This is a genomic window from Chitinivibrionales bacterium, assembly GCA_035516255.1.
Lineage (GTDB): Bacteria > Fibrobacterota > Chitinivibrionia > Chitinivibrionales > FEN-1185 > FEN-1185.
Genome location: DATJAL010000049.1, coordinates 60,279 through 80,341 on the forward strand (window position 1 = coordinate 60,279; position 20,063 = coordinate 80,341).

15 protein-coding genes and 1 tRNA gene are annotated in these 20,063 nt (G+C 57.0%); 1 reads left to right on the forward strand and 15 read right to left on the reverse strand.

Features of this window, described 5'->3' with window-relative positions; translation table 11 throughout:
* Nucleotides 1–96: 96 nt before the first annotated feature.
* From lpxA to dacB, 8 genes are all read right to left on the reverse strand, one after another.
* Nucleotides 97–909, reverse strand: coding sequence for an acyl-ACP--UDP-N-acetylglucosamine O-acyltransferase (gene lpxA / locus VLX68_14420; protein ID HUI93439.1), 813 nt, complete (start codon nucleotides 907–909; stop codon nucleotides 97–99).
* Nucleotides 909–2,291: a bifunctional UDP-3-O-[3-hydroxymyristoyl] N-acetylglucosamine deacetylase/3-hydroxyacyl-ACP dehydratase gene (locus VLX68_14425; GenBank protein ID HUI93440.1), complete on the reverse strand. Its 1,383-nt coding sequence runs from the start codon at nucleotides 2,289–2,291 to the stop codon at nucleotides 909–911. Before VLX68_14425 ends, lpxA begins: the two co-directional genes overlap by 1 nt.
* Before the next feature lie 180 nt (nucleotides 2,292–2,471).
* Entirely contained in the window at nucleotides 2,472–3,524 is a 1,053-nt protein-coding gene (gene lpxD, locus VLX68_14430) for a UDP-3-O-(3-hydroxymyristoyl)glucosamine N-acyltransferase (protein HUI93441.1), read from the reverse strand.
* A gap of 6 nt (nucleotides 3,525–3,530) precedes the next feature.
* The gene (locus VLX68_14435; GenBank protein HUI93442.1) at nucleotides 3,531–4,052 is read right to left on the reverse strand and encodes an OmpH family outer membrane protein; all 522 of its coding nucleotides are present in this window, start codon (nucleotides 4,050–4,052) and stop codon (nucleotides 3,531–3,533) included.
* A 330-nt stretch (nucleotides 4,053–4,382) separates the two neighbouring features.
* On the reverse strand, nucleotides 4,383–6,653 hold the full coding sequence (gene bamA / locus VLX68_14440; protein ID HUI93443.1) for an outer membrane protein assembly factor BamA: 2,271 nt from the start codon (nucleotides 6,651–6,653) through the stop codon (nucleotides 4,383–4,385).
* A gap of 7 nt (nucleotides 6,654–6,660) precedes the next feature.
* The gene (locus VLX68_14445; GenBank protein ID HUI93444.1) at nucleotides 6,661–10,881 is read right to left on the reverse strand and encodes a hypothetical protein; all 4,221 of its coding nucleotides are present in this window, start codon (nucleotides 10,879–10,881) and stop codon (nucleotides 6,661–6,663) included.
* Nucleotides 10,868–13,309 (reverse strand): ATP-dependent Clp protease ATP-binding subunit, encoded by a 2,442-nt coding sequence (locus VLX68_14450; protein HUI93445.1) that lies wholly within the window; start codon nucleotides 13,307–13,309, stop codon nucleotides 10,868–10,870. Before VLX68_14450 ends, VLX68_14445 begins: the two co-directional genes overlap by 14 nt.
* A gap of 194 nt (nucleotides 13,310–13,503) precedes the next feature.
* Nucleotides 13,504–14,982 carry a D-alanyl-D-alanine carboxypeptidase/D-alanyl-D-alanine-endopeptidase gene (gene dacB, locus VLX68_14455; protein HUI93446.1) on the reverse strand — a complete coding sequence of 493 codons (1,479 nt, stop codon included), beginning with the start codon at nucleotides 14,980–14,982 and terminating at the stop codon, nucleotides 13,504–13,506.
* Between the two features lie 212 nt (nucleotides 14,983–15,194).
* On the opposite strand from dacB, the gene VLX68_14460 reads away from it, so the two are divergent.
* Nucleotides 15,195–15,410: a hypothetical protein gene (locus VLX68_14460; GenBank protein ID HUI93447.1), complete on the forward strand. Its 216-nt coding sequence runs from the start codon at nucleotides 15,195–15,197 to the stop codon at nucleotides 15,408–15,410.
* A 30-nt stretch (nucleotides 15,411–15,440) separates the two neighbouring features.
* Here VLX68_14460 and nrdR read toward each other — a convergent pair whose 3' ends face one another.
* From nrdR to VLX68_14495, 7 genes are all read right to left on the reverse strand, one after another.
* Nucleotides 15,441–15,926: a transcriptional regulator NrdR gene (nrdR, locus tag VLX68_14465; protein ID HUI93448.1), complete on the reverse strand. Its 486-nt coding sequence runs from the start codon at nucleotides 15,924–15,926 to the stop codon at nucleotides 15,441–15,443.
* Nucleotides 15,927–16,120: 194 nt separating this feature from the next.
* Nucleotides 16,121–16,624 (reverse strand): dCTP deaminase, encoded by a 504-nt coding sequence (dcd, locus tag VLX68_14470; GenBank protein ID HUI93449.1) that lies wholly within the window; start codon nucleotides 16,622–16,624, stop codon nucleotides 16,121–16,123.
* Between the two features lie 61 nt (nucleotides 16,625–16,685).
* Complete coding sequence (locus VLX68_14475; GenBank protein HUI93450.1) at nucleotides 16,686–17,438, reverse strand: FHA domain-containing protein; 753 nt, start codon at nucleotides 17,436–17,438, stop codon at nucleotides 16,686–16,688.
* A 171-nt stretch (nucleotides 17,439–17,609) separates the two neighbouring features.
* Nucleotides 17,610–17,682: transfer RNA gene (locus VLX68_14480), tRNA-Thr, on the reverse strand.
* A gap of 293 nt (nucleotides 17,683–17,975) precedes the next feature.
* Entirely contained in the window at nucleotides 17,976–18,551 is a 576-nt protein-coding gene (locus tag VLX68_14485) for a L,D-transpeptidase family protein (protein HUI93451.1), read from the reverse strand.
* 65 nt (nucleotides 18,552–18,616) lie between these two features.
* The gene (locus tag VLX68_14490) at nucleotides 18,617–19,717 is read right to left on the reverse strand and encodes a tetratricopeptide repeat protein (protein HUI93452.1); all 1,101 of its coding nucleotides are present in this window, start codon (nucleotides 19,715–19,717) and stop codon (nucleotides 18,617–18,619) included.
* Nucleotides 19,677–20,054, reverse strand: a complete 378-nt coding sequence (locus tag VLX68_14495; GenBank protein HUI93453.1) for a hypothetical protein — start codon at nucleotides 20,052–20,054, stop codon at nucleotides 19,677–19,679. The genes VLX68_14490 and VLX68_14495 overlap by 41 nt, the downstream gene beginning before the upstream one ends.
* Between the last annotated feature and the right edge of the window lie 9 nt (nucleotides 20,055–20,063).

Below are 20,063 nucleotides of genomic sequence, written 5' to 3' on the forward strand. Positions count from 1 at the left end.
GGGGTAGCGGAGGACCGGCTCGCTGGTATTACTATTTTTTTAACATGAAGCGAGACCGGGCCGCAGCGAGGGGGAAGCTTCCCCCACATGGAAATTTTATCGCTCTCCTTCTTCTTGATCTTCCCGCTCCGTCATCCGCAGCAATCCTTTGGTTGAGCTCTTTACAAACGCAATTATCGCCTCCACGTCCTTGTCGCCCGTGAAGTCGGCCGAAAGCCTGGCGCACGCCTCCGTCGCGGTGAGCCCGCTCCTGAACAGGATCTTGTACGCCCGTTTGATGTTCCGGCGCCGCTCCTCGGAAAATCCCGCGCGCGAAAGGCCGATGCGGTTGATGCCCACCACGCGCATGGGGCCGGGCGCGGTGATGGCGAACGGAGCCACGTCCTTGATAATGAGGGAATACGCGCTGAGATGGCAGTAGTCGCCCACCTTGCGGAACTGGGTGATGGCGCAGGTGCCTCCGATGTTGACATGGTGGCCCAGCTCCACGTGGCCGGCGAGGTTGAGCGTGTTCGCCGCGACGAGGTGGTCGCCGATGCGGCAGTCGTGCGCCACGTGGCAGTAGGCCATGAACAGGCAGTTGCTGCCGATCACGGTCTCGCCCGTTGCCATGGTACCGCGGTTGAGCGTGCAGAATTCGCGGATCGTGGTGTTCTCGCCGATGCGCAACAGGGTCTTCTCGCCGCCGAACTTCAGGTCCTGCGGCACCGACCCCAGGCACGCGCCCTTGAAGATCCTGCACTGCTTTCCCAGCCGCGTGCCGGCTGCGATCAGCGCATGCGGGCCGATCTCGCACCGGTCGCCGATCACCACGTCACCTTCGACCACGGCGTACGGCCCGATGGAGACATCGGCGCCGATGCTTGCGCCTTTGTCAACAATCGCGCTGGGATGGATGACGGCGGCCACTAGATCGCGTCCCCCTTTTTCCCCAGCATGGCGAACAGCTCGGCCTCGCACACGAGCTTGTCGCCCACGTAACATTTTCCGCCGAACCGCATGGTGTTGCGCCGGTCCTGCAGGGTTTCCACCTCGATGCGCAGCACGTCGCCCGGTTTCACCCAGCCGCGGAAGCGCGCCTTGTCGATGCCGAGGAAGGCGATGGCGTTGCCCTTGTCGAATTTCTTGCCGTGCAGGCCGATGATGCCGCCGGCCTGGGCCATGGCCTCGATCTGGAGCACGCCGGGCATGACGGGGTCGCCGGGGAAATGGCCCTGGAAAAACGGCTCATTGTAGGTAACGTTCTTGACGGCCACGATTTTCTTGCGCGGCTCTATTTCGAGCACCCGGTCGATGAGCAGGAACGGGTACCGGTGCGGCAGGATCGCGCAGATCTCCTCAAACGGCACCGGCGACTCCCCGGCCTCCGTTTTCTTCTTCTTTTTCCTGAGGTACTCGCGGATCTTCTTCGCCATCTCGATGTTCGCGGCATGACCGGTGCGCGCCGCCTGGACGTGGCACAAGAGCGGCCTGCCGAGCAGGTAGAAGTCGCCGAGCATGTCCACCATCTTGTGGCGGGCCAGCTCGTTGGGGAAGCGCAGCTTGGTGCTGTTGACGAACCCGTTGTCCCCTTTTTCAATGGGCCCTTTCCAGTCGAACAGCTTGCGCATGTAGGAAATATGCTCGCGGGTGAGCTCGATGTCCTGCACCACCACCGCGTTGTCAAGCCGTCCCCCCTTGATGAGGCCGGACTCGCGCAGCTTCTCGATTTCCGACAGGAAGCAGAAGGTGCGCGCCGGCGCGAAATCATTCACGTAGTCATGCAACGCGAACAGCGTGGTGTGCTGCGCGCCCAGCGCCGGGTGGTTGTAGTCGATCATGATGGTGGCGCGGAAATTGTTCGACGGCAGGATGCCGAAAGTGATGTTGTCCCTCATCTCAACCAGCATCGAGTCGTCGATCACGAGGATCTCCCGCTGCGACTCCTGCTCGGCGATGCCGGCGCGCTGGATGAGTTCCACGAAGGGAAGCGCGCTGCCGTCCATGAGCGGGATTTCCGGCGCGTCAATCTCCACCCGGCAGTTGTCGATCTCGAGGCCGGCGAACGCGCTCATAAGGTGCTCCACCGAATGCACCTTCACGCCGTTCTTGCCGATGGTAGTGCCGCGGGCGATGTCCACCACGTTGTCGATGTCGGCCTCGATCTCGGGGGAGTCCTTCACGTCGGCGCGCACGAACCTGATGCCATCGTTGTCGGGCGCGGGATGGAGCGTGACCTTGGTCATTTCCCCCATGTGAAGGCCTGTGCCGGAAAGGGAGACCGATTTCTGGATGGTGTGCTGGAGGGGCATGGTACCTTGTCCTTGATCGATTTGTTAATTGGTTGACAGTTAGCAGTTTACGGTTGACGGCAATCCGTTTAAATTTTAGCAATCAGATGTCACCGGTCAGCGGTCAGAATCATTTTTTTACTTAACCTTTTCTTGGTTCCTCTAAGGTGATTTTCTTCACCCTTCACTCTTCACTCTTCACTATTTCTTCTCCGTGTCCTCCGTGCCTCTGCGGCTATTTTTTATTTCATCCAATTCCTTCCTTAGCTGCTTGATCTCCTTGAGCGCCTCGGGAAGCCGCATGGTGGCGGCCTCCAGCCTGCGCAAAGTCATGAAATCGCGGGAAGGAGAGCCGCTCACCTTCGCGCCGGCGGCAACGTCCTTCGCCACGCCCGACTGAGCATTGACAAATGCGTCATCTCCTATTTCATTATGGCCGGCGAACCCCGCCTGGCCGCCCACGATCACGCGCCTGCCGATTTTCGTGCTTCCCGAAATACCCGCCTGAGCCGCGATTGCGGTGTGCTCGCCGATGGCCACGTTATGCGCCACCTGGATAAGGTTGTCGAGCTTCACGCCCGCCCCGATGACCGTGTCGCCGAGGGTGCCGCGGTCGATGGTGGTGCATGCGCCGATTTCCGCGCCGTCTTCGATGACCACGGCCCCGAACGACGGGATGCGGATCCATGTTCCGGCCTCGCGGGCGTTGCCGAAGCCTTCGCTTCCGATCACGGCGCACGATTGTATGATCACCCGGTTTCCGATTTTGCAATTCCTGCGGACCACGGCGCCCGAATCGATACGGCAGTCCTCGCCCACCGCGGCGCCGTTCTCGATGACGCAATGCGCGCCGATCACGGTTCCTTTACCGATGCGACATTTTTTTCCGACAACGGAGTACGGCCCCACGAACGCTGTCTCGTGCACAATCGCGGTCGGATGGATGAGCGCGGTGGGATGCTTCGGCCCGTCAAAAAGGGGCGACCGGTCTTCGAACAGCTGCGCGACCTTCGCAAACCCCGCATAGGGGTCGTCCACCTCGAGGCAGACCTTTCCCGCGACAGGCTTGCCTTTTGCGACTATGACCACTTTCGCCTGTGACTGCTCCGCAAACGGAAGGTACTTCGGACTGGAGACGAACGTGATGGAACGGCCGTCCGCGTCCTGCGGGTCCGCGATACGTTCGATAACGATGCCGCGGTGCCGTCCGTCGAGGCCGCACCCAAGCAGCTGCGCGATCCGCTCAAGCTCCACGCCTGCCTAGTCCTTGTTGAGGATGTTGAGCACGCGCTCGGTGAGGTTGTAGGCCGGCTTAGCGAAGATCACTCCGCCCGCGCGGGCGTCCAGGATAAAATCGTAGTTTTCGTCTTTTGCGATCTTGTCGATGATTTTCTGTATCTTGTCGATGATCGGTTTGGTGAGCTCCTCGTTCTTCGAGAGCACCTCGCCCTTGTTGCCGAACTTGGTCTGAAGAAAATCCTGGTAGTCCTGCATCTTCTGCTTCAGCTTCGCCTCGATTTCGGCCCTGCGCTCGGCGGAAAGCAGCAGGCTCTGCTTGTCGAGCTGATCTTTGAGGTCCTTGATCTCCTTCTGGCGTGTCGAAGCGTCCTGTTCCCATTTCGCCACTTCCTTGTCCATCTTCGACTGCGCCTCCTTCGTGCCGGCGTAGTTGCGAAAGATCTCCTCGATGTTGATGTACCCGATTTTCATCTGGGCACTGGCAATCGAGAGCAGCCCGCATATGCATACCAGCATACCGCACATCTTGACAACTGGACTCATAAACAACCTCCGTTTAATTAATTATTATTGATTTGTCTTCCAAATTCAAAGGTTTAAGGTTCCCCGTTTGGCGTATCGAAGAAACCGAACGAACTCAGTATTTGATTCTGCGTCAAATCCTTCAGCGATATTATGCATGACTGATCCCGCTGCGTCCTGAATTTGTCCTTTCAGGCCAAGATCGCGGGAAAATACGGTTCTTTTGTCAAGGAATATACTTTCTTAGTGAGCTCCCTTGCCAATTGCCATGCCTCGATATCCTCAAACCGCTTTATTTGCATCCTTTTCTATTAACCTCTGAACGCCGAACCCTTGAACCTCTGAACCTTTTTAGTATCCCTTTCCCAATTGGAACCCGAATTTCCACCCGTTGGGCTTGCCCCCGAAATGCTGGAACTGGTTCGGCGGGGGTGCCCTAAAACCGTATCCAAGGTCAAACCCCAGCAGGCCGAGCATCGGAACATCGATCCTGACGCCGACTCCGGCGCCCGGATACAGGTCGGTGAGACTCACCTCGGAAAGGTTCTCCCACCCGTTCCCCATGTCGCCGAAGGCCGAGAGATAAAGCATCTGCTCGATCACGGGGAAGCGCAGTTCCGCCGACAGCGTCAGCATCGAAATGCCGGTATTGGGTGTGGAGTATCCCGATATGGACATGTCGTCATACCCCCGGACGATGCCGTCCGTGATCCAGCCTCCGCCCACCCGAAACGCGTCATAGCGCGTCAATCGTATCGTATCGGTCCCCGGCAGCGGGCTGATAAGCCCGAATTTCGTCTTGGTGTTTAAGACAAATTTCCAGAACAGGGGAAAATACCAGTCGTAGCTTACCGCGGTCTTAAGGTACTGGTAATTTCCGCCCACGCCCGCGATCTCGGGGGTCAGGGTGAAACGCGATCCCTCGTTAGGGAACTTGGGCATGTCGGTGTCGTCGCGCCACAACGAGAACGCCAGCTTGCTGAGCAGTCCCCGCGGCGCCAGCCGGGCGCGGCTTGCCGGATAAATGGTGGTCTGCGTGTCGGTTTCCTCTTTCCATAAAAGATCGTAACCCACCGACGCACTGAAGTAATCGTCGGGCCACTTGAGCCTGCGCGACGCGGAGCCCGAAAACCCGTATTCGGTCTGCTCCATGTAGTAGTTGCTTTTCTGAAAGATAATGCTGCCGTACAACGACGTGGGCGTGTTGAAGGCCCACGGCTCCATGAACCCGACCGACACGTCCTGGCGGTTTTGCCCTATGTCAAGGTTAAGGTCGAGCTTCTGGCCCTCGCCGCGGAAGTTCGGGATGGAGGTGGTGAAGGTGCCCATGAAGCCGTCGGCCTGCGAATAGGAGGCACCGAGCGAGAGCTGGCCGATGTTGTCCTTTTCCTGAATGGCGAACTCGAGGTCCACGGTGCCGTCATCGTTCGGATGCAGGTCGGGCTTCACGTTGCTGAAAAAGTTGAGCTGGTAAATGTTGCGCACGCTGCGCATCATGAGCGATTGCTTGTATTTCTGGCCCGGCATGATGGCCATCTCGCGTCGGATCACCTTCTCCTTGGTCTTGAGGTTCCCGGTGATGTCGATCTTCCGGACGATCGCGGGCTTGCCCTCGGTAATGTCGAAGGTGACGTCGACGGTGTCGCCGCGGAAATTCTGCCGGTCGCGCACCTGCACCCACAGGTAGCCCTCTTCGCGGTAGGAATTGACCACGAACTCCTTGGTCTCCTCGAACTTACTTTTCTGGAACGGCTTGCCTTTCTTCATGAGAATGGTGCTCGTGAGCGTCGACGTTTCGATCACCTTGTTGCCGGTAAAATAAAAATCGCCGGTGAGGTATTTCTTGCCCTCCGATAGCTCAACCATGAGAAAGAGGTCTTTTTTGTTGACGCCGTACCACATGCTGTCCCGTACCACGCGCGCGTCAATATATCCCTGGTCATTGTAGAAGAGGACGAGCGTGTCGAGATTGTTTTTATACTGCTCTTCGTCGAAATCACCGCCCCAGAAAAAGGTGCGCTCTTTGGTCTTGAAGTTCCACTTCAGCTTGCCTTCCTTGAACGCGGTGTTGCCCCGGAAGTAGATCTTCTTGAGCACCACCTTGGGGCCGTCGTTGATTTTGAATTTGACCAGGATATTACCCGGAATTTTGGTGGGCATGACCTCGGGCTTGACGTCCACGAGCAGATATCCCTTCTGGGCGTACAGCTTCTTTATGATCTGCACATTGTCGAACACGAGCGCGTCGGTGCCCATCATGTTCTTTTTCATGGTCATCTTTTCCTCGAAGTCCTTCTGCTTGAGCACCTTGTTTCCGGAAAATTCAATGACCTCCACCGTTGAGTTCTCGGCAACAACGCACCGCAGCGATGCCGAGGAATCGCTCTCCTTTGTCACATAAAAGTCAACGGTCTTGAAATAGCCGAGCTTGTAGAGGCTTTTGATCGCCTGCTGGATGTCCTGGGCGGTGAACTCCTCGTGCTCGCGCAGGGCGATGCTGTTCCTCACGGTGGAGGGCTGCTGCCATTGGAGGCCTTCGATCGCGAGCGTGTCGAGGACCTTCGCGTTCGCCAGCGCGGCGGCGAGGGCGACCATCAGGATGATGCGGGAAGCGCGGGTCATGTGTTTCCTAAAAAGAAAAAAGTTTCCTTACGTCTTTTATGGGCAGCTGCAGCAACAGGTACACCTGTGGATTGCCTTCCAGAGCCTTGTTGTCTCCCATATGAACCCCGTAATTGACATCCATGAGGAGGTACTGCATGGGCTGGAACTCGAACCCGAATTGGTATTCCGGCCGCAAGAGCGTATCAACAGGCACGAGCTCCGTCCGCCACTTGAGGAAGACCTTGTCGTACAGGATATAGCGTCCCAGGGTGATGCCGACATTAGCAAATGTCAGGTAATCCCATCTGCTGATCTCGAATTGACGGGTATAGAGGTTATTAAAATAATTTGACGCAATGGACGTTTCAACGGTAATCACGTCGAGTCCCAGCGTCTTTGCGAGGCGGCGCTCGAGGTTCTGGAGCAGAATGCGGTGCAGGTACTGCTCGCCGAGCGTCCCCACGAACTCGCCGGCGCCTTCGATCGACCCGTACTTCTTGCCCTCGTCGGAAACGAACTGCTTTTCCGATTCGCCCGGGATCTGCTCGATGCTCGAGCCGACGCGGAAATGGATGTCGTAAAGCCTGCCGTGCTCCGACCATGCGCCGGTCACGGAGTCGCGCGTGAGAAGCGTGATCTTGACGCGCTCGAACCTGCTGGTGTCCGACATGGCCTCCGCGCTTCCCCAGATGATCGGGAGGTTGTTGTACCCCTGCCGTCCCGGCAGGAGCTCGGGCACGAAATCCAGGCCGATGTCCACGTTCCGGTCGAACGTCCTGCCGAAAAACACCCACCCCTTGCTCGAGCGGAGGGATTTAAAGAGCCGGAACGTGTTATCGAGAACGCGTCCCCGCATGGACAACTCCGACACGGGGTCGAAGTACAACTCGGTAAGCCGCATCAGGTTCCGTTTACGGCCGGTGTCGAAATAATACATCACGTTGCGGTTGCCGACCCGCAGGTCAAGGTTCCAATTGATATAAGGGAACGGGTCAAACTTCACGCGGGTTTCCACGTTGTCAAGAATCGGGAAAGTGAGGTCGCAGGTGCGGAGTATCCACGTGCCCGTGATGCACAGGTGGTCGACGGGGCCCGAAAGAGCGAAAGCGGGAAAGGGCGCCTTGGCCGCGAATTCGACGTCGGCGGGAGCACCTATCGCCTGGAGCCCCGGCACATGGATGTCGACGCCCCGCTTGGGCGTTGTCACGAGAAGGGCGCCGAAATCGAGGGGCCCGAGCACCAGCGGCTCGAACCCGCCGGGGATCGTGTGCGTCGAACGGATTTCCACCGGCCGCCGTGCAATGGTCCCTTTAAGCAGCGTGGTGATCATTGTCGCTTCCGTGCCGGAGCCCTGGTCATCCGACGACGCGGAATCAGCGCCCGCGGCCTTCTCTATTGCCATATGCAGGGAGAAATCCTTGATGTCGTCGGGCACAAATGGTTTCACGCGCAGAATGCCGTGGGGGATCTCCGCCGCCGCTTTGATCACCCGCACGTTGCCCGGCGTTCCGCCGAGCGCAAGTTCAACCGTGCCCTGGCCGTGTCCGGCGATGGGAAGGGCCAGCGGGATGCCGGCGTTGTGCTCGAGCGAGGCCAAGAGGTCGCCGCTCAGCATGAAATGCACGTCGAGCGTGTCGGAATCGTTTTCCTCATTGGAAAGCACCGTCCACGGCACCGTGCCGCCCGCGGACAGCGTCGTGCGCAGCGAATCATGCGCGGAGAATGAATGCACCGCGATGCCGCAGCCGTCGACGGCGAACGAAGCTTGTATTTTGTCAAGGTGCCAGCCGTCCAGCGACAGCCGGTCGGCGGCAATCCGCACCTCGGCGGCCCGGCCCGCGTTCGACGAGGCGAAGCCGCCCCTGATCGTGCCTTTGATTTCGTGGTTATCCTTCGCGAAATCCTCGGGCAGCAGGGACGCGAGGAACGAGGCCGCGTCGATGTCCTGCAGGGTGCCCGAAAAATGGAGCCCGTTTCTGTTCGTCACCGTGTCCACCGTCACCAGCGCGACGCCGTGCTGCCGGATCACCAACGGCAGCACGGTGAAAACGGAGTCTCTCGTCTGCAGAACCATGTCCGTCTCGATCGCGGAGAGCGCCGACATTGCTCCCCCGCGCAGGTGGAGCTCCGAATCGGTGCGCAGCCGGTCGGGCGGTCCGGAAATCTGCGTGAACCCGGAAAGCGCTCCCGCGGTAACCGGCAGCCGTTTTCCGAAGAGAAGCCGGTTGAGCGCCGCCAGCGAAACGTCGCGGTAGCGCGCGACCACGTAGATGCCTCCCGCCTTGCCGAACCGCATCTCGCCGCTTGTCCGAATGCTCCCGAGAACGGCCATCGAATCAATGCGAAGCGAATCGCCGCTCAACATGCCGCAGCCCCACACGGGTACCACGCTGTCGCCAACCGAAAAATCGCGCTGCGCAAGCTGCCACCGCGCCGCGCTTTCTTTTTCTGTTTTGTCAAGTTTGATCTCAAGCCCGCCGCCGATGCGGGGAAGGCCGCGGCGCGGGGCCGCCGCGATCCCCGCCTGCGCCCGGGCTGAAAACGAACTCGCCGTGCCCCTGAACCACAGCACGGCCCACGCCGAGTCAATCGCTGCGGCGAGTCCCGGCTGCGCCCTTGCGAGTGCCTCGCGCAGCAGACGGGAGCCCAGTGTTATCGTGAAGGCGGCCAGCGGCCGTGCGCCTCCCAGGCTGTCGACAAGCCCGGAAATGGAAAAATACCCGCTGCTTCCCTTGAGTGAAGAAAACGCCAGGCCTTTTCCATTGGTGGTGGTGAGGCGGATTTGCGGCCCGCCGAGCGGGATCCCATTGTACGAAAGCGAGCGAGCCCCAAGCATCGCGTCAACATAGTACGATTGACCCAGCCCGCGCGCGTTGCCCTGCAGTATAATCCTGCCGCGCACGGCGGGCACCCCCGGGAGCGAATCGCATCCGGCATTGAAGGTCACCGTATAGGCGACGGGTTTCTTTTCGTAATTGACAAGGCCGGTCGCCGACGCCTTACAGGAGCCTCCGTAAAGGTTCAGCGTATCCACGGTTGCCTGTGACGCATCGAAGCGGCCGCAGCAGGCAAGCGACGTCACGGGCATGCCCCACACACTCACCCCGCCCGCCGAACAGGAAAACCAGTACTGCGCGACGTTTTCCCGTTTTCCCAGCTTCACTTCGGCCCATCCGGTTTCCGTCAGGTTTTTACGCACCGGTGCGGGAAGCATGGTGAGCGCATCGGGCCTTATGCCTGCGGCATGGATGGTGAGATAATTTTCGCTGCTGTCATATTCCGCAAAGTCCCATGAGCCTTTTGCCGACAACTGCGCGCCTTTCAGCTCGCCTTGCAGGGAATCAAGCCTCACCCGTGTGTTTGAGACCGAGGCAAAAAATCCTATCGCGGTGATGGGGGTAACAAGTCCCTTTACCGTGCATTTGCCCCGCGAAATCCGGAGCCATCCGTTGGATTCGATGGACCGCGCGTTCACCGAATCCGGGAACGTAAGCTCGAACACGCCGTCGATGACGCCGGCGGTCACGGTTGCACCGCCCGCGCTGAAGGGCCTGCTGATTTGCGCTTTGTCAAGACGCAGGGACACCCGGTGCCGCTCCCCCGTCTTCGAAAACGCGGCCGATAAAAACAGGTTTCTTTTATTGGAGGCCACGGTTCCCCGCAGCTCCGCCATCACCGCCGCCGGTTCGTCCCACACGCGTCCGGCAAGCTCGTCGCCCACGACCACTGCCCCGCCGCGCGTCAGCAGCGTCACGGTCCCGCGGCGCACCAGCAGATATTGCACGGGAAAGTTTTTAAAGGCGGGCAGAATCTTCGCCCCCCCGGCCGGCGGGGGCGGCGCGGCTGCGGGAAGCAGCGAGTCCGGCGGCCTTGGCGCAACGGCGGGACTCTGCGACAGACGGATGGTGAGCGTCGGTGAGATAAGGATGATCTTGCTGATGCTTGCCCCGAAGTTGAGGCGCGTCACGATGAGCTTCCACAAAGAAAATGCTATCTTGATGTCGCGGACGCTTGCGTTGTAGGAATTCGTCGAAAGGGATGCCCTCACGTCCTGGAGATACACCGAGAAGAAGCCCAACCTTACGCGTCCCACCGAGAACTGGCCGCCGGTGGACGCCGACAGCTGCTGCACCAGCAGCCGCTCGATGTTTTTGTGCTTTTCAAGGTACCTGACGCCCTGAAACAATGCCGTAACGGCAATGAGGACGCAGAGGCATACGACAATGACCCATCTACGGGGTTTCATGGCTGGAGGAAACCTTGGTGAACTCGAGCTGGCCGTTCCCGGCCTCGACGCCGATGGTGTCGCCGTCGGCGAACCTGCTGTTGAGGAACTCCTCGGCCAGCCGGTCCTCAACGAGCCGCTGGATGCAGCGCCGCATGGGGCGGGCGCCCAGGATCGGGTCGAACCCGTGCTCGAGGATGTAGCCCTTGGCGGCGTCGCTCACCTTGAGCATGACGTTGCGCTCGTTGAGTTTTTCCTGCACCTCGGCAAGCTGGATGTCAACGATCTTCGCGATTTCCTCTTTGCCAAGTGGATTGAACACGATGGTGTCGTCGACGCGGTTGAGGAACTCGGGGTTGAAGATGCGCTTGAGCTCATCCATCACCTTCGACTTCATGGCCTCGTAGTCCGACACCTCGGAAGTCTTGCCGAACCCGACCGCGCCCATCTTGCGCACGTCGCGCGTGCCGGCGTTGCTCGTCATGATGATGATCGTATTCTTGAAATTGACATGCCGGCCGTACGAGTCGGTGAGCAGGCCGTCGTCGAGGATCTGCAGCAGGATGTTGAACACGTCCGGGTGCGCTTTTTCTATTTCGTCAAGCAAAATCACCGAATACGGCTTCTTGCGGATCTTCTCGGAGAGCTGGCCGCCCTCCTCGTAGCCCACGTAGCCGGGCGGCGCGCCCACGAGCCGCGACACCGCGAACTTCTCCATGTATTCCGACATATCAATTCGCACGAGCGCGTCCTCGCTGTTGAACAGGTTCTCGGCGAGCGCCTTTGCGAGCTCGGTCTTGCCCACGCCCGTGGGTCCCAGGAAGATGAACGACGCGATGGGCCGGCGTGCGTTGTGCAGACCGGCGCGCGAGCGCCGGATGCTCTTAGCCACCGCCTCGAGGGCGGGATCCTGGCCTATCACGCGCTTGCGCAGCTCGTCCTCGAGGTGGAGCAGCTTCTTGGACTCCTCCTCTTCGAGCCGCGACAGCGGAATGCCGGTCATGGTGGAAATCACCTCGATGATGGTCGGCTCGTCAACAAGGAGCCGTTCCTCCGACTTCGACTTGCGCCAGAGCGCCTTTTTCTCGATCAGCGTCTCCTTGAGGTGCTCCTGCTTGTCGCGCCAGATCACCGCCTTTTCAAACTCCTGGTGCTCGACGGCCTTCTCCTTTTCCTTGATCACCTCGTTGATCTCGAGCTCCATCTGGCGGATCTCAGGCGGAATCTCCATGCTCGAGAGCCTCTTGCGGGCGCCTGCCTCGTCAATCACGTCGATGGCCTTGTCCGGGTGGAACCGGTCGGAGATGTACCGTTCCGAAAGCTTGACCGCCTCCTCGATGGCCTTGTCGGTGTAGGTCACCTTGTGGTGATCCTCGTATTTGTGCCGCAGCCCCTTGAGGATCTGTACCGTCTCCGCGGTGCTGGGCGGGTCCACCATGATGGTCTGGAAACGCCGTGCGAGCGCGCCGTCCTTCTCGATGTACTTTCTGTATTCGTCAAGCGTGGTGGCTCCCACGCACTGGATCTCGCCGCGCGAAAGCGCGGGCTTGAAGATGTTGGAGGCGTCGAGGCTGCCCTCGGATCCGCCCGCGCCCACGATCGTGTGGAGCTCGTCGATGAAGATGATGATGTTCTCGTTTTTCTGCAGCTCGACCATGAGGGCCTTGAGCCGCTCCTCGAACTGGCCGCGGTATTTCGTTCCCGCCACAATGGAGGCCATGTCAAGGTTGACCACGCGCTTGCTCTCGAGCACCTGCGGTATGTTCTTCTCCACGATCTTCTGGGCGAGTCCCTCAACGATGGCGGTCTTGCCGATCCCGGGCTCGCCGATGAGCACGGGGTTGTTCTTCTTGCGCCGGCTCAGGATCTGCACCACGCGCTCGATCTCCTTTTCCCTGCCGATCACCGGGTCGAGCTTTCCCTCCCGCGCAAGGCCCGTGAGGTCTCTGCCGAAATGGTCAAGGAACGGGGTCTTGCTCTTGTCCTTCTGCGCGCCCACGCTCTCGCCGCCGCGCAGCACCCGGCTTATCTCCTCCTTGACCCTGTCGTATTCCAGGCTCGCCGATGCCAGCGCGTTCGACGCGGTCGACTCGGTGTCCTTCATGAGCGCGAGAAGCAGGTGTTCGGTGCCCACGTACTTGTGCGACATGGAGCGCGCTTCGTTGGTCGCCATCTCGAGCACTTTTTTGGCGCGGGGAGTAAACGGCAGCATCTGGCCGATGGTCATCATGCCGCCCGACGACGTGATCGCCTTTTCGATGTTCGCGGCGAGCTCGTCGAGATCAACACTCATGCTGCGCAGCACCGCGACGGCGACGCCGTCGCCTTCCTTGATAAGGCCGAGCAGCAGGTGCTCCGTGCCCACATAATCGTTTCCCAAGCGGATCGCCTCTTCGCGCGCGATCTGCATGACTTTTTTGACGCGGTCAGTGAACATTCCGTTGACCATATATTTTTTATTCCCTTTTATTCAAGATTATTGGACTTTAACACCCTCATTATTGTTCCCATAAATAAAAATAATTTAAGCCAGTCACAGCATTTCGTCCAGTAATCAATTTTATTGAGGTGGAATCAATAATTTATGAGGGGATGGGCTGAAAATCAGGTCTGGCAACCCTGCGACCGCAATGGTCAACCGTTTTATTTTTCCGGCAGCACCATTTCCAGAATCTTCTCCTGCATTTCCCAATGTCCCATCTGCTTCCGGTTCATGCAGTTGTTGAACATGACGGCGAACGCCACGGTCCTGTCCTGATACAGGGCATATCCCGCGATCGTGCTCACGCCGTAGTCGTTGAGGGTGCCGGTTTTGGCGCGCACGATTCCCTTGAGCCGACAGTTTTTGAAGCGCGACTTGAGCGTTCCATCCACGCCGGCCGACGGCAGCGAATACAGGTATTCGGGCAGGTATGATTTCTGTCCCCACACATGCGCCAGGAGCTCCACCATCTGCCGGCCGCTCATCCGGTTGCTGTCGCCCATGCCGGAGCCGTTCTTGACTTTCGGCACACCGGGGAGCTTTTTCTCCTTCCACCACGAAAGCGCGAGCGCGGCGGCCTTTTCCCACGAGCCGGGCGCTGAATCCGCCTCTGCCGAAAGGGTCTTGAAGATCATTTCGGCCATGTAGTTGTTCGACACTTTCATCATGCTGTTTATTGCTTCGTAAAGCGGCACCGAGGGGAACGCATAAAAAGGCTGGCGCGCCAGGAGCGAATCCGGAACGACTCCGGTTTTCACCTTGCCTTTTAATACAATTTTATTATCGCTGAAAAGCCGCTCAAGCATTGCGCCGGTGTATTCCCATGTCTGCCAGACTTTTTTATACTGGACCAAAAGGCCCGCGTCAAGGGGTAGGCCGCCGGAAACGGTGACCAGGGTTCTACTGCCGTCTCTTTTTGTTGCGGCGCCGCAGGTGGAAGGCCTGCCCGCTGCGATGGTGAGTGCGGAAACCGCCACCTTCACCGTTGCCGCCTTGGGGAGCACGTCAACGAGCACCGGAGCGCCAACGAAGCGGCCCGGCCTCATCCAGATGCTTACGCAGTTGAAATTCGCGCTCGCCGCGTTCACCGGCGCAACATACGGATGACTGGAATCGTCCTCGTCAAACCCGGGGCCTATTGACAAAGAATCGAAAAACGATCCGTCCACCACGATGTCTCCCTCGATCGTTTTAAGTCCAACGCAGACCAGGTGTTGGACAAACAGCCACATCCGTTCAACAACGAAATACGGATCGCCCGAGCCTTTAAGGTAAAAATTTCCACGGCATATCCCTGAATCCGCGGGAATGGGCGATCCAGCATATGCCGCGGTGTTGAAGGTGTAATTGGTACCGAGCCTGTCAAACGCCATCGCCGCGGTGAGCAGCTTGGAACAGGACGCCGGGTTAAACATGGAATCCGCATTCAGGGAAATCAGAAGCGAATCCCTGTCCAGGTCCTTTACCACCACCGCCACGTTCGCCAACGGGTATTTATTGGCAAGAAGGAGCGCCTCAAGTTTTGCCTGTGCAGGGTTTTTTGCGGGAAGCGCCCGAGTCGCATTGGCCGAATCAAACGCCTTTTCGTTCTTTGCCGGCGTGGCAGGCAGCGCAATCCCCCACGCCAGAGAAACCAGCATAAAAAAAGCCCATCGAAAACTGCGGTCAGGCTTTAGCGGTTTTTCCGTTTCCCCGCAGTATTTTTCGTCTTCGTATTTAGCAATATGGACCGTCCGGGTCAAAATTATTATGCTATTTTTATTCTCTTGCATAGTTTCACAACCTATTTTTATATAATTCTCAGTATACGAGTAAATCTCAATCAATGAAAGGGCTGGAGGTTTTTATCAGTATGCCGAAATTTTCCATCGCGTTCATCGCGCCGTCAAAGGTGAGCACGCTCAAGCACCGCATCATCGAAAGCCAGGACCAGGATTCCGCTCTCAAGTCATTTTTCTCCGAAGAGGCATCCGAATATTATTCCGACGACGATCAGGGGTTCTTCTACTTCAAGGAAGACTTTTTCGACGAAACAAATCCGTCGGGCAGTGTGATCCGCTCAGAGTAACGAGACCTACCATCCGGCCCCGCTTACACGTTACCTGCTTCTTTCCCGTGTGTGCGGCGTGTCGCCCTTTGCCGCAAGCTCCTTCACCTCGGTGATAAACTCGCCCTTGTCCTTGAATTTGCGGTACACCGACGCAAACCGCACGTAGGCCACGTCGTCGAGCTGGTACAGCTCGCTCATCACGAGGCCGCCTATCTCCTTGCTGGGGATCTCGGTCTTCGAGAGCTTCTGAATCTGGTTTTCTATCCTGTCAACAATCGCCTCGATCTTCTCGGTGCTGATGGGCCGCTTGTTGCACGCCGATAAAATGCCGTTCATCAGTTTCTGGCGGTCGTACGGCTCCCGGCGCTGGTCGTTCTTGACGATGGTGAGGGGCACCGTCTCGATGTATTCGTAGGTCGTGTAGCGCTTCTCGCATTTCAGGCATTCCCTGCGGCGCCGCACCGCCTGTCCCTCCTTGCTCGAGCGCGAATCCACCACCTTGTCTTCTTCGTGTCCGCAGTAGGGGCATTTCATGGGATTTTTTCTCCTTGAAATGATGGAATATCACTTCACCGGATAATGCTTTGGATTTCCGTATATGGTATTATTATACCGTGCTTGATACCATATATAGTAGGAAAATACATCGGAAAATTCCGGTTTTCAAAGAGAAATTGCAAGAAATAAAGTCGAGATTGTTATGGATGGGTTACCAAATCAAAAATGCATCACAAGGTTTGCTTCCTGAATTTTCCCTTGTAAATCGCGGAGCCTTTGCATTCCTGCAGCACCAGATGGCATATTTTAACTCCCGGGACCAGATTGATCGGATGGATCCCCGCATTGAAAATCTCCAAGACCTGTTTGTTTGAAACTCCCGGGCTGATGAAAGGGGCGGCGATATGGCTCATCAAACCGATTCGGGCGAACCGCGACCGGGAGTTTATCCAGCCGCAGATATTGCCCGGCAACGTCACGGTCTCTTTAGTAATGCCAAGCACCAGCACCCCGGGCTTTAGAATATACCCTTTGGTAATGTCAACCAGCCGCGTGATCGATTTATAATTGGTCAATTCGTCAATTATCGACACGGGGCGGCCGTTAAATACCCGTATTTGTTTGTCCAAAGAAAGGTCAATGGATGCTGGGCCGACGGAACGAGGATTAAAAGGGTTTATTCTCAGCTCTCCGGTCCGCAGTCTTTCCCGTATCACATCCCTCGTCAGAATCATGCATCACCGTTTTCCCGAAAGGCTCGTTTTTGGCCATTACGTGAGAATTCTCGCTTGATAATTACAACCGCTTGACAGCGCCTTTGGGCGCCTTTCCCGTCGCCTCATCCAGCAGCCGGCACCCTTCCATGATGAGCACCGACGTGGCGAGCTCGATTTGCGGGTTGGTGATGTCGCCCAGTTCCGGCACGAATTCAAAGGATCCCCGCTGGCATTTCAGGATTTCGTACACCGCGTTTTCGCCGAGGAGGTTCTTGAATTGCGCGGTGAGGACTTTTCCCTTCAGGATGGTGTAGCAGCCGTCGCCGGCTGCGGTCTTTATGGTGAGCAGGCCGGTTTTTTCGCCCGTCTCGAGTATCTGGAAGAGCTCGATGGCGCACAGGTGCTCGAGGTCGCCGGAAAATGACGGCTGCTGCGGAAGGCTGGCCATTCTGGAGGGGCCGATGATTTCCGTCATCTCACGCGAGGACTGCTGCATCAGGTCTTCGTATTCATCCACGATTGCGTTCGGATCATCCACGAACCTCACCGTAAAAACCGTGGAGGCGATGCGGACTTTGTCCCGCTCGCTCAACGGCTGGGGCTCGCGCATCTTTATTTTCTTTCCGTTGATATACGTGCCGTTTGCGCTGCCGAGGTCGGTAAGAACAAAACGGCTCTTTGCCTTCTGCCATTCAATCTGCGCGTGGAACCGGCTCACGCGGGGTTCGGAAAGCACTATGGCGTTATGGGCGGACCGGCCGATGGAGGCTTTGCTCGTTTTGGGAACGGGTATCGGCGGCGCAGGGTACCGGCTGAGGAACAGATTTGGCATACCCCCCCTTTCCATTTCAAAATAGAAGATTGACAGGAGGCATGAAAGACTTTTTTACTTTCTCTTTTTGTCAGCCTCCTCGCCGCGTTCCCGCCTCCCTAAAGTTGACAAAATCTCATGTCAATCTGTTTTATCGAGTGAGGGAAAAATGGCAGGTATGGAGAATTAAAAAGCCGAGACCCGGACTCGAACCGGGGACCTACGGTTTACGAAACCGTTGCTCTACCAACTGAGCTATCTCGGCATGGCGGGTTAAAAATAAGTATTTTAAAAATAGTTTTTATCAATTATTGAAGGGTGAATATTTCAGGAGGCAGGATAGAATCTGATTTCCGATATCAAATCGACGGCGAGAACATCCTTCAGTCCTGTCAAATTATTTTACAACGTAATCTCCTTTTTTATCAATGGCATAATTCGCCACCTCATGCGTCGTCTCAAACTTCTCATACACCTGCTGTAAATTTTCCCAAAAAGAAATAAGTTTCGGGTCTTTAAAATATTCCTTCAACGTGCTCATCCCCACTTTGTCCATTGTTATCGGAAAAATATGGACCGGTATTTTAACTGTCCGTTGTTTTTCGCATATACGCAGATCAAATACAATTCCTCTATGTAATAGTTCGTGAGCGGAATGCACCCGATGGTGACGCAATCACCGTGGATAAAAATGTCACCGCCGAGATTTTCCTTGCCGCCAAGAATTCTGTCCGACTCGTTGGGATAATTCAATCCCAGGGAAAGATAAAAATTGCTGCAGGGATTGAATTTGTCAATGTAATAGCACCCCTCGGGGACCTGGCCGTCGCCCTGTTTTCTCTTGGGCCCCAGATTCCCGGAATTGCTGCATATTTTATAGGTCCGCATCAGGATGAATTTTCCGGCGTTCACTTTTCTGGCCCACAATTCCAGGTTTTCTTCGTTTTTGAAGACGCGGATGAACACTTCGACGTTCGGAAAGGTTAGCCCTTTTGACTGGAACAATTCCTGGACAAAATATTTTTTGTCCTTTTCGGCGTGAACGAACCTGGGCGCTTTTTTCTGCTGTTCAAGGAAGGTTTCAGAAAAGCAGGTTGACAGTAAAACCATGAGTATCACAAAGGTTCTCGTCATGTATCGTGTCCCACCTTCGTCATTCCGTCCGCGCAGGGCGCTTTCAACTTCTAACGATCAACTTTTCATTTCCCCGTTGCATCTTTCGCACCCCCGCTTTTCACGCTCTCGCTATGCGCCTGCGCCCGGATCCTTGCGGCTTCGGAATAATATTTTGCGAGCCGCCGTTTTGTGTCCACGTCCGGAGTGTAATACAGCATCCTGTTGCATTCGGCGATGCTCTCCGTGTATTGTCGGGTTTTATAATAAATCTTGGCGAGCCAGTAATGGCATACGACCGCGTTGTAGTGGTTGTCGAACGGCTCAGCCTCGACCCTGATCAGGATGTAGCGGTATACGCCCTCGGCCTCATTGTACCGGCCGCTGCCGTACAGCGCCGCTCCCCTGCCCCAGAAGAATTTCAGCGTGAAGGGATATTTTTCGAGCAGCTCGTCGGCGAGCGCCAGGGCCTCCTTGTAGCGCGCCTCGTTGCAGAGAATGTCGATCAGGTTCACGCCCGCGGAAATGCAGGTGTACATCCCGTTTTTTTTCGCGTCGTACAATTCATTGATGCCCTGCTGGCATCTGTTCTCGATGCCCGGCATCCACCACAGGATTTTTGTGAGCGCGCTCCGCCAGTAGTCGTACAGGCCGATTCCATAGAGAACGTCTTTTATATTGGGGTTCCTTTTATACAATTGCTGCAGGTTGGACACCCCTTTCCAGCCGTGCCTGAACGAGGTGATCCATTTTTCATAACGCGATTCATAGGTGCCCTTGATGCCGTCGGCACCGCCCATGAAAAACAACGCCCAGTCCTTGTCAACGCCGCCCCGCGCAATGAGCTTTTCCGCCTGTTCGATCGCCAAATCACAATATTTGTAGAATTCCACCTCGCGCTTGTCGGTCTCGTAATAGTCCATCCACAATTCCAGCGCCGCGGCGTAGAAGAAGTATCCCGCCGGATGGTCCGGATATTTTCTGATTATTTTCTTGGCCTCGTCCTCGGCGAGCTTGAATTTTTCCTTGTACACGAAATCGATGCTATTGATCGCGAGTTCGTGCATTTCCGGGGGGAGCTGCGGGGCGGCGCCGCACAGGGAAACGAACACGGCCAGCACCCAGAGCGCCGGAAGACGCAGGGGGTCAGTGCGCTCGCGCGGAATCCTGGAAAAACCGGTACTCATTGGCAAAGCGCTCCCATTTTCTGGCGGCCTTTACATACCGGTATTTCACGGTACGCTTCACGTGGACGTCCTTGAGATAGTAATAATCAACCACGGCAAGAACGCTGTACATGCCTTTATCGAACGACTTGTACTCGACGATGCGGAAGAACATCGAATCGCTCAGGCTCTCCTTGGGAAGGTCGCCCACAATGGTCTTGAAATCGCTGGCGACCACCGCATCGAATTTTTTTCTTATGCTGCCGTCGGGTTCCCCGCCCCCGCATCCGGCGAGCAGCAGCCCCGCCGTTACAAGGGTGAAAATAAAAAGCCGGGAGCTCCCCGCATTCCGAATCATAGGCGGCTC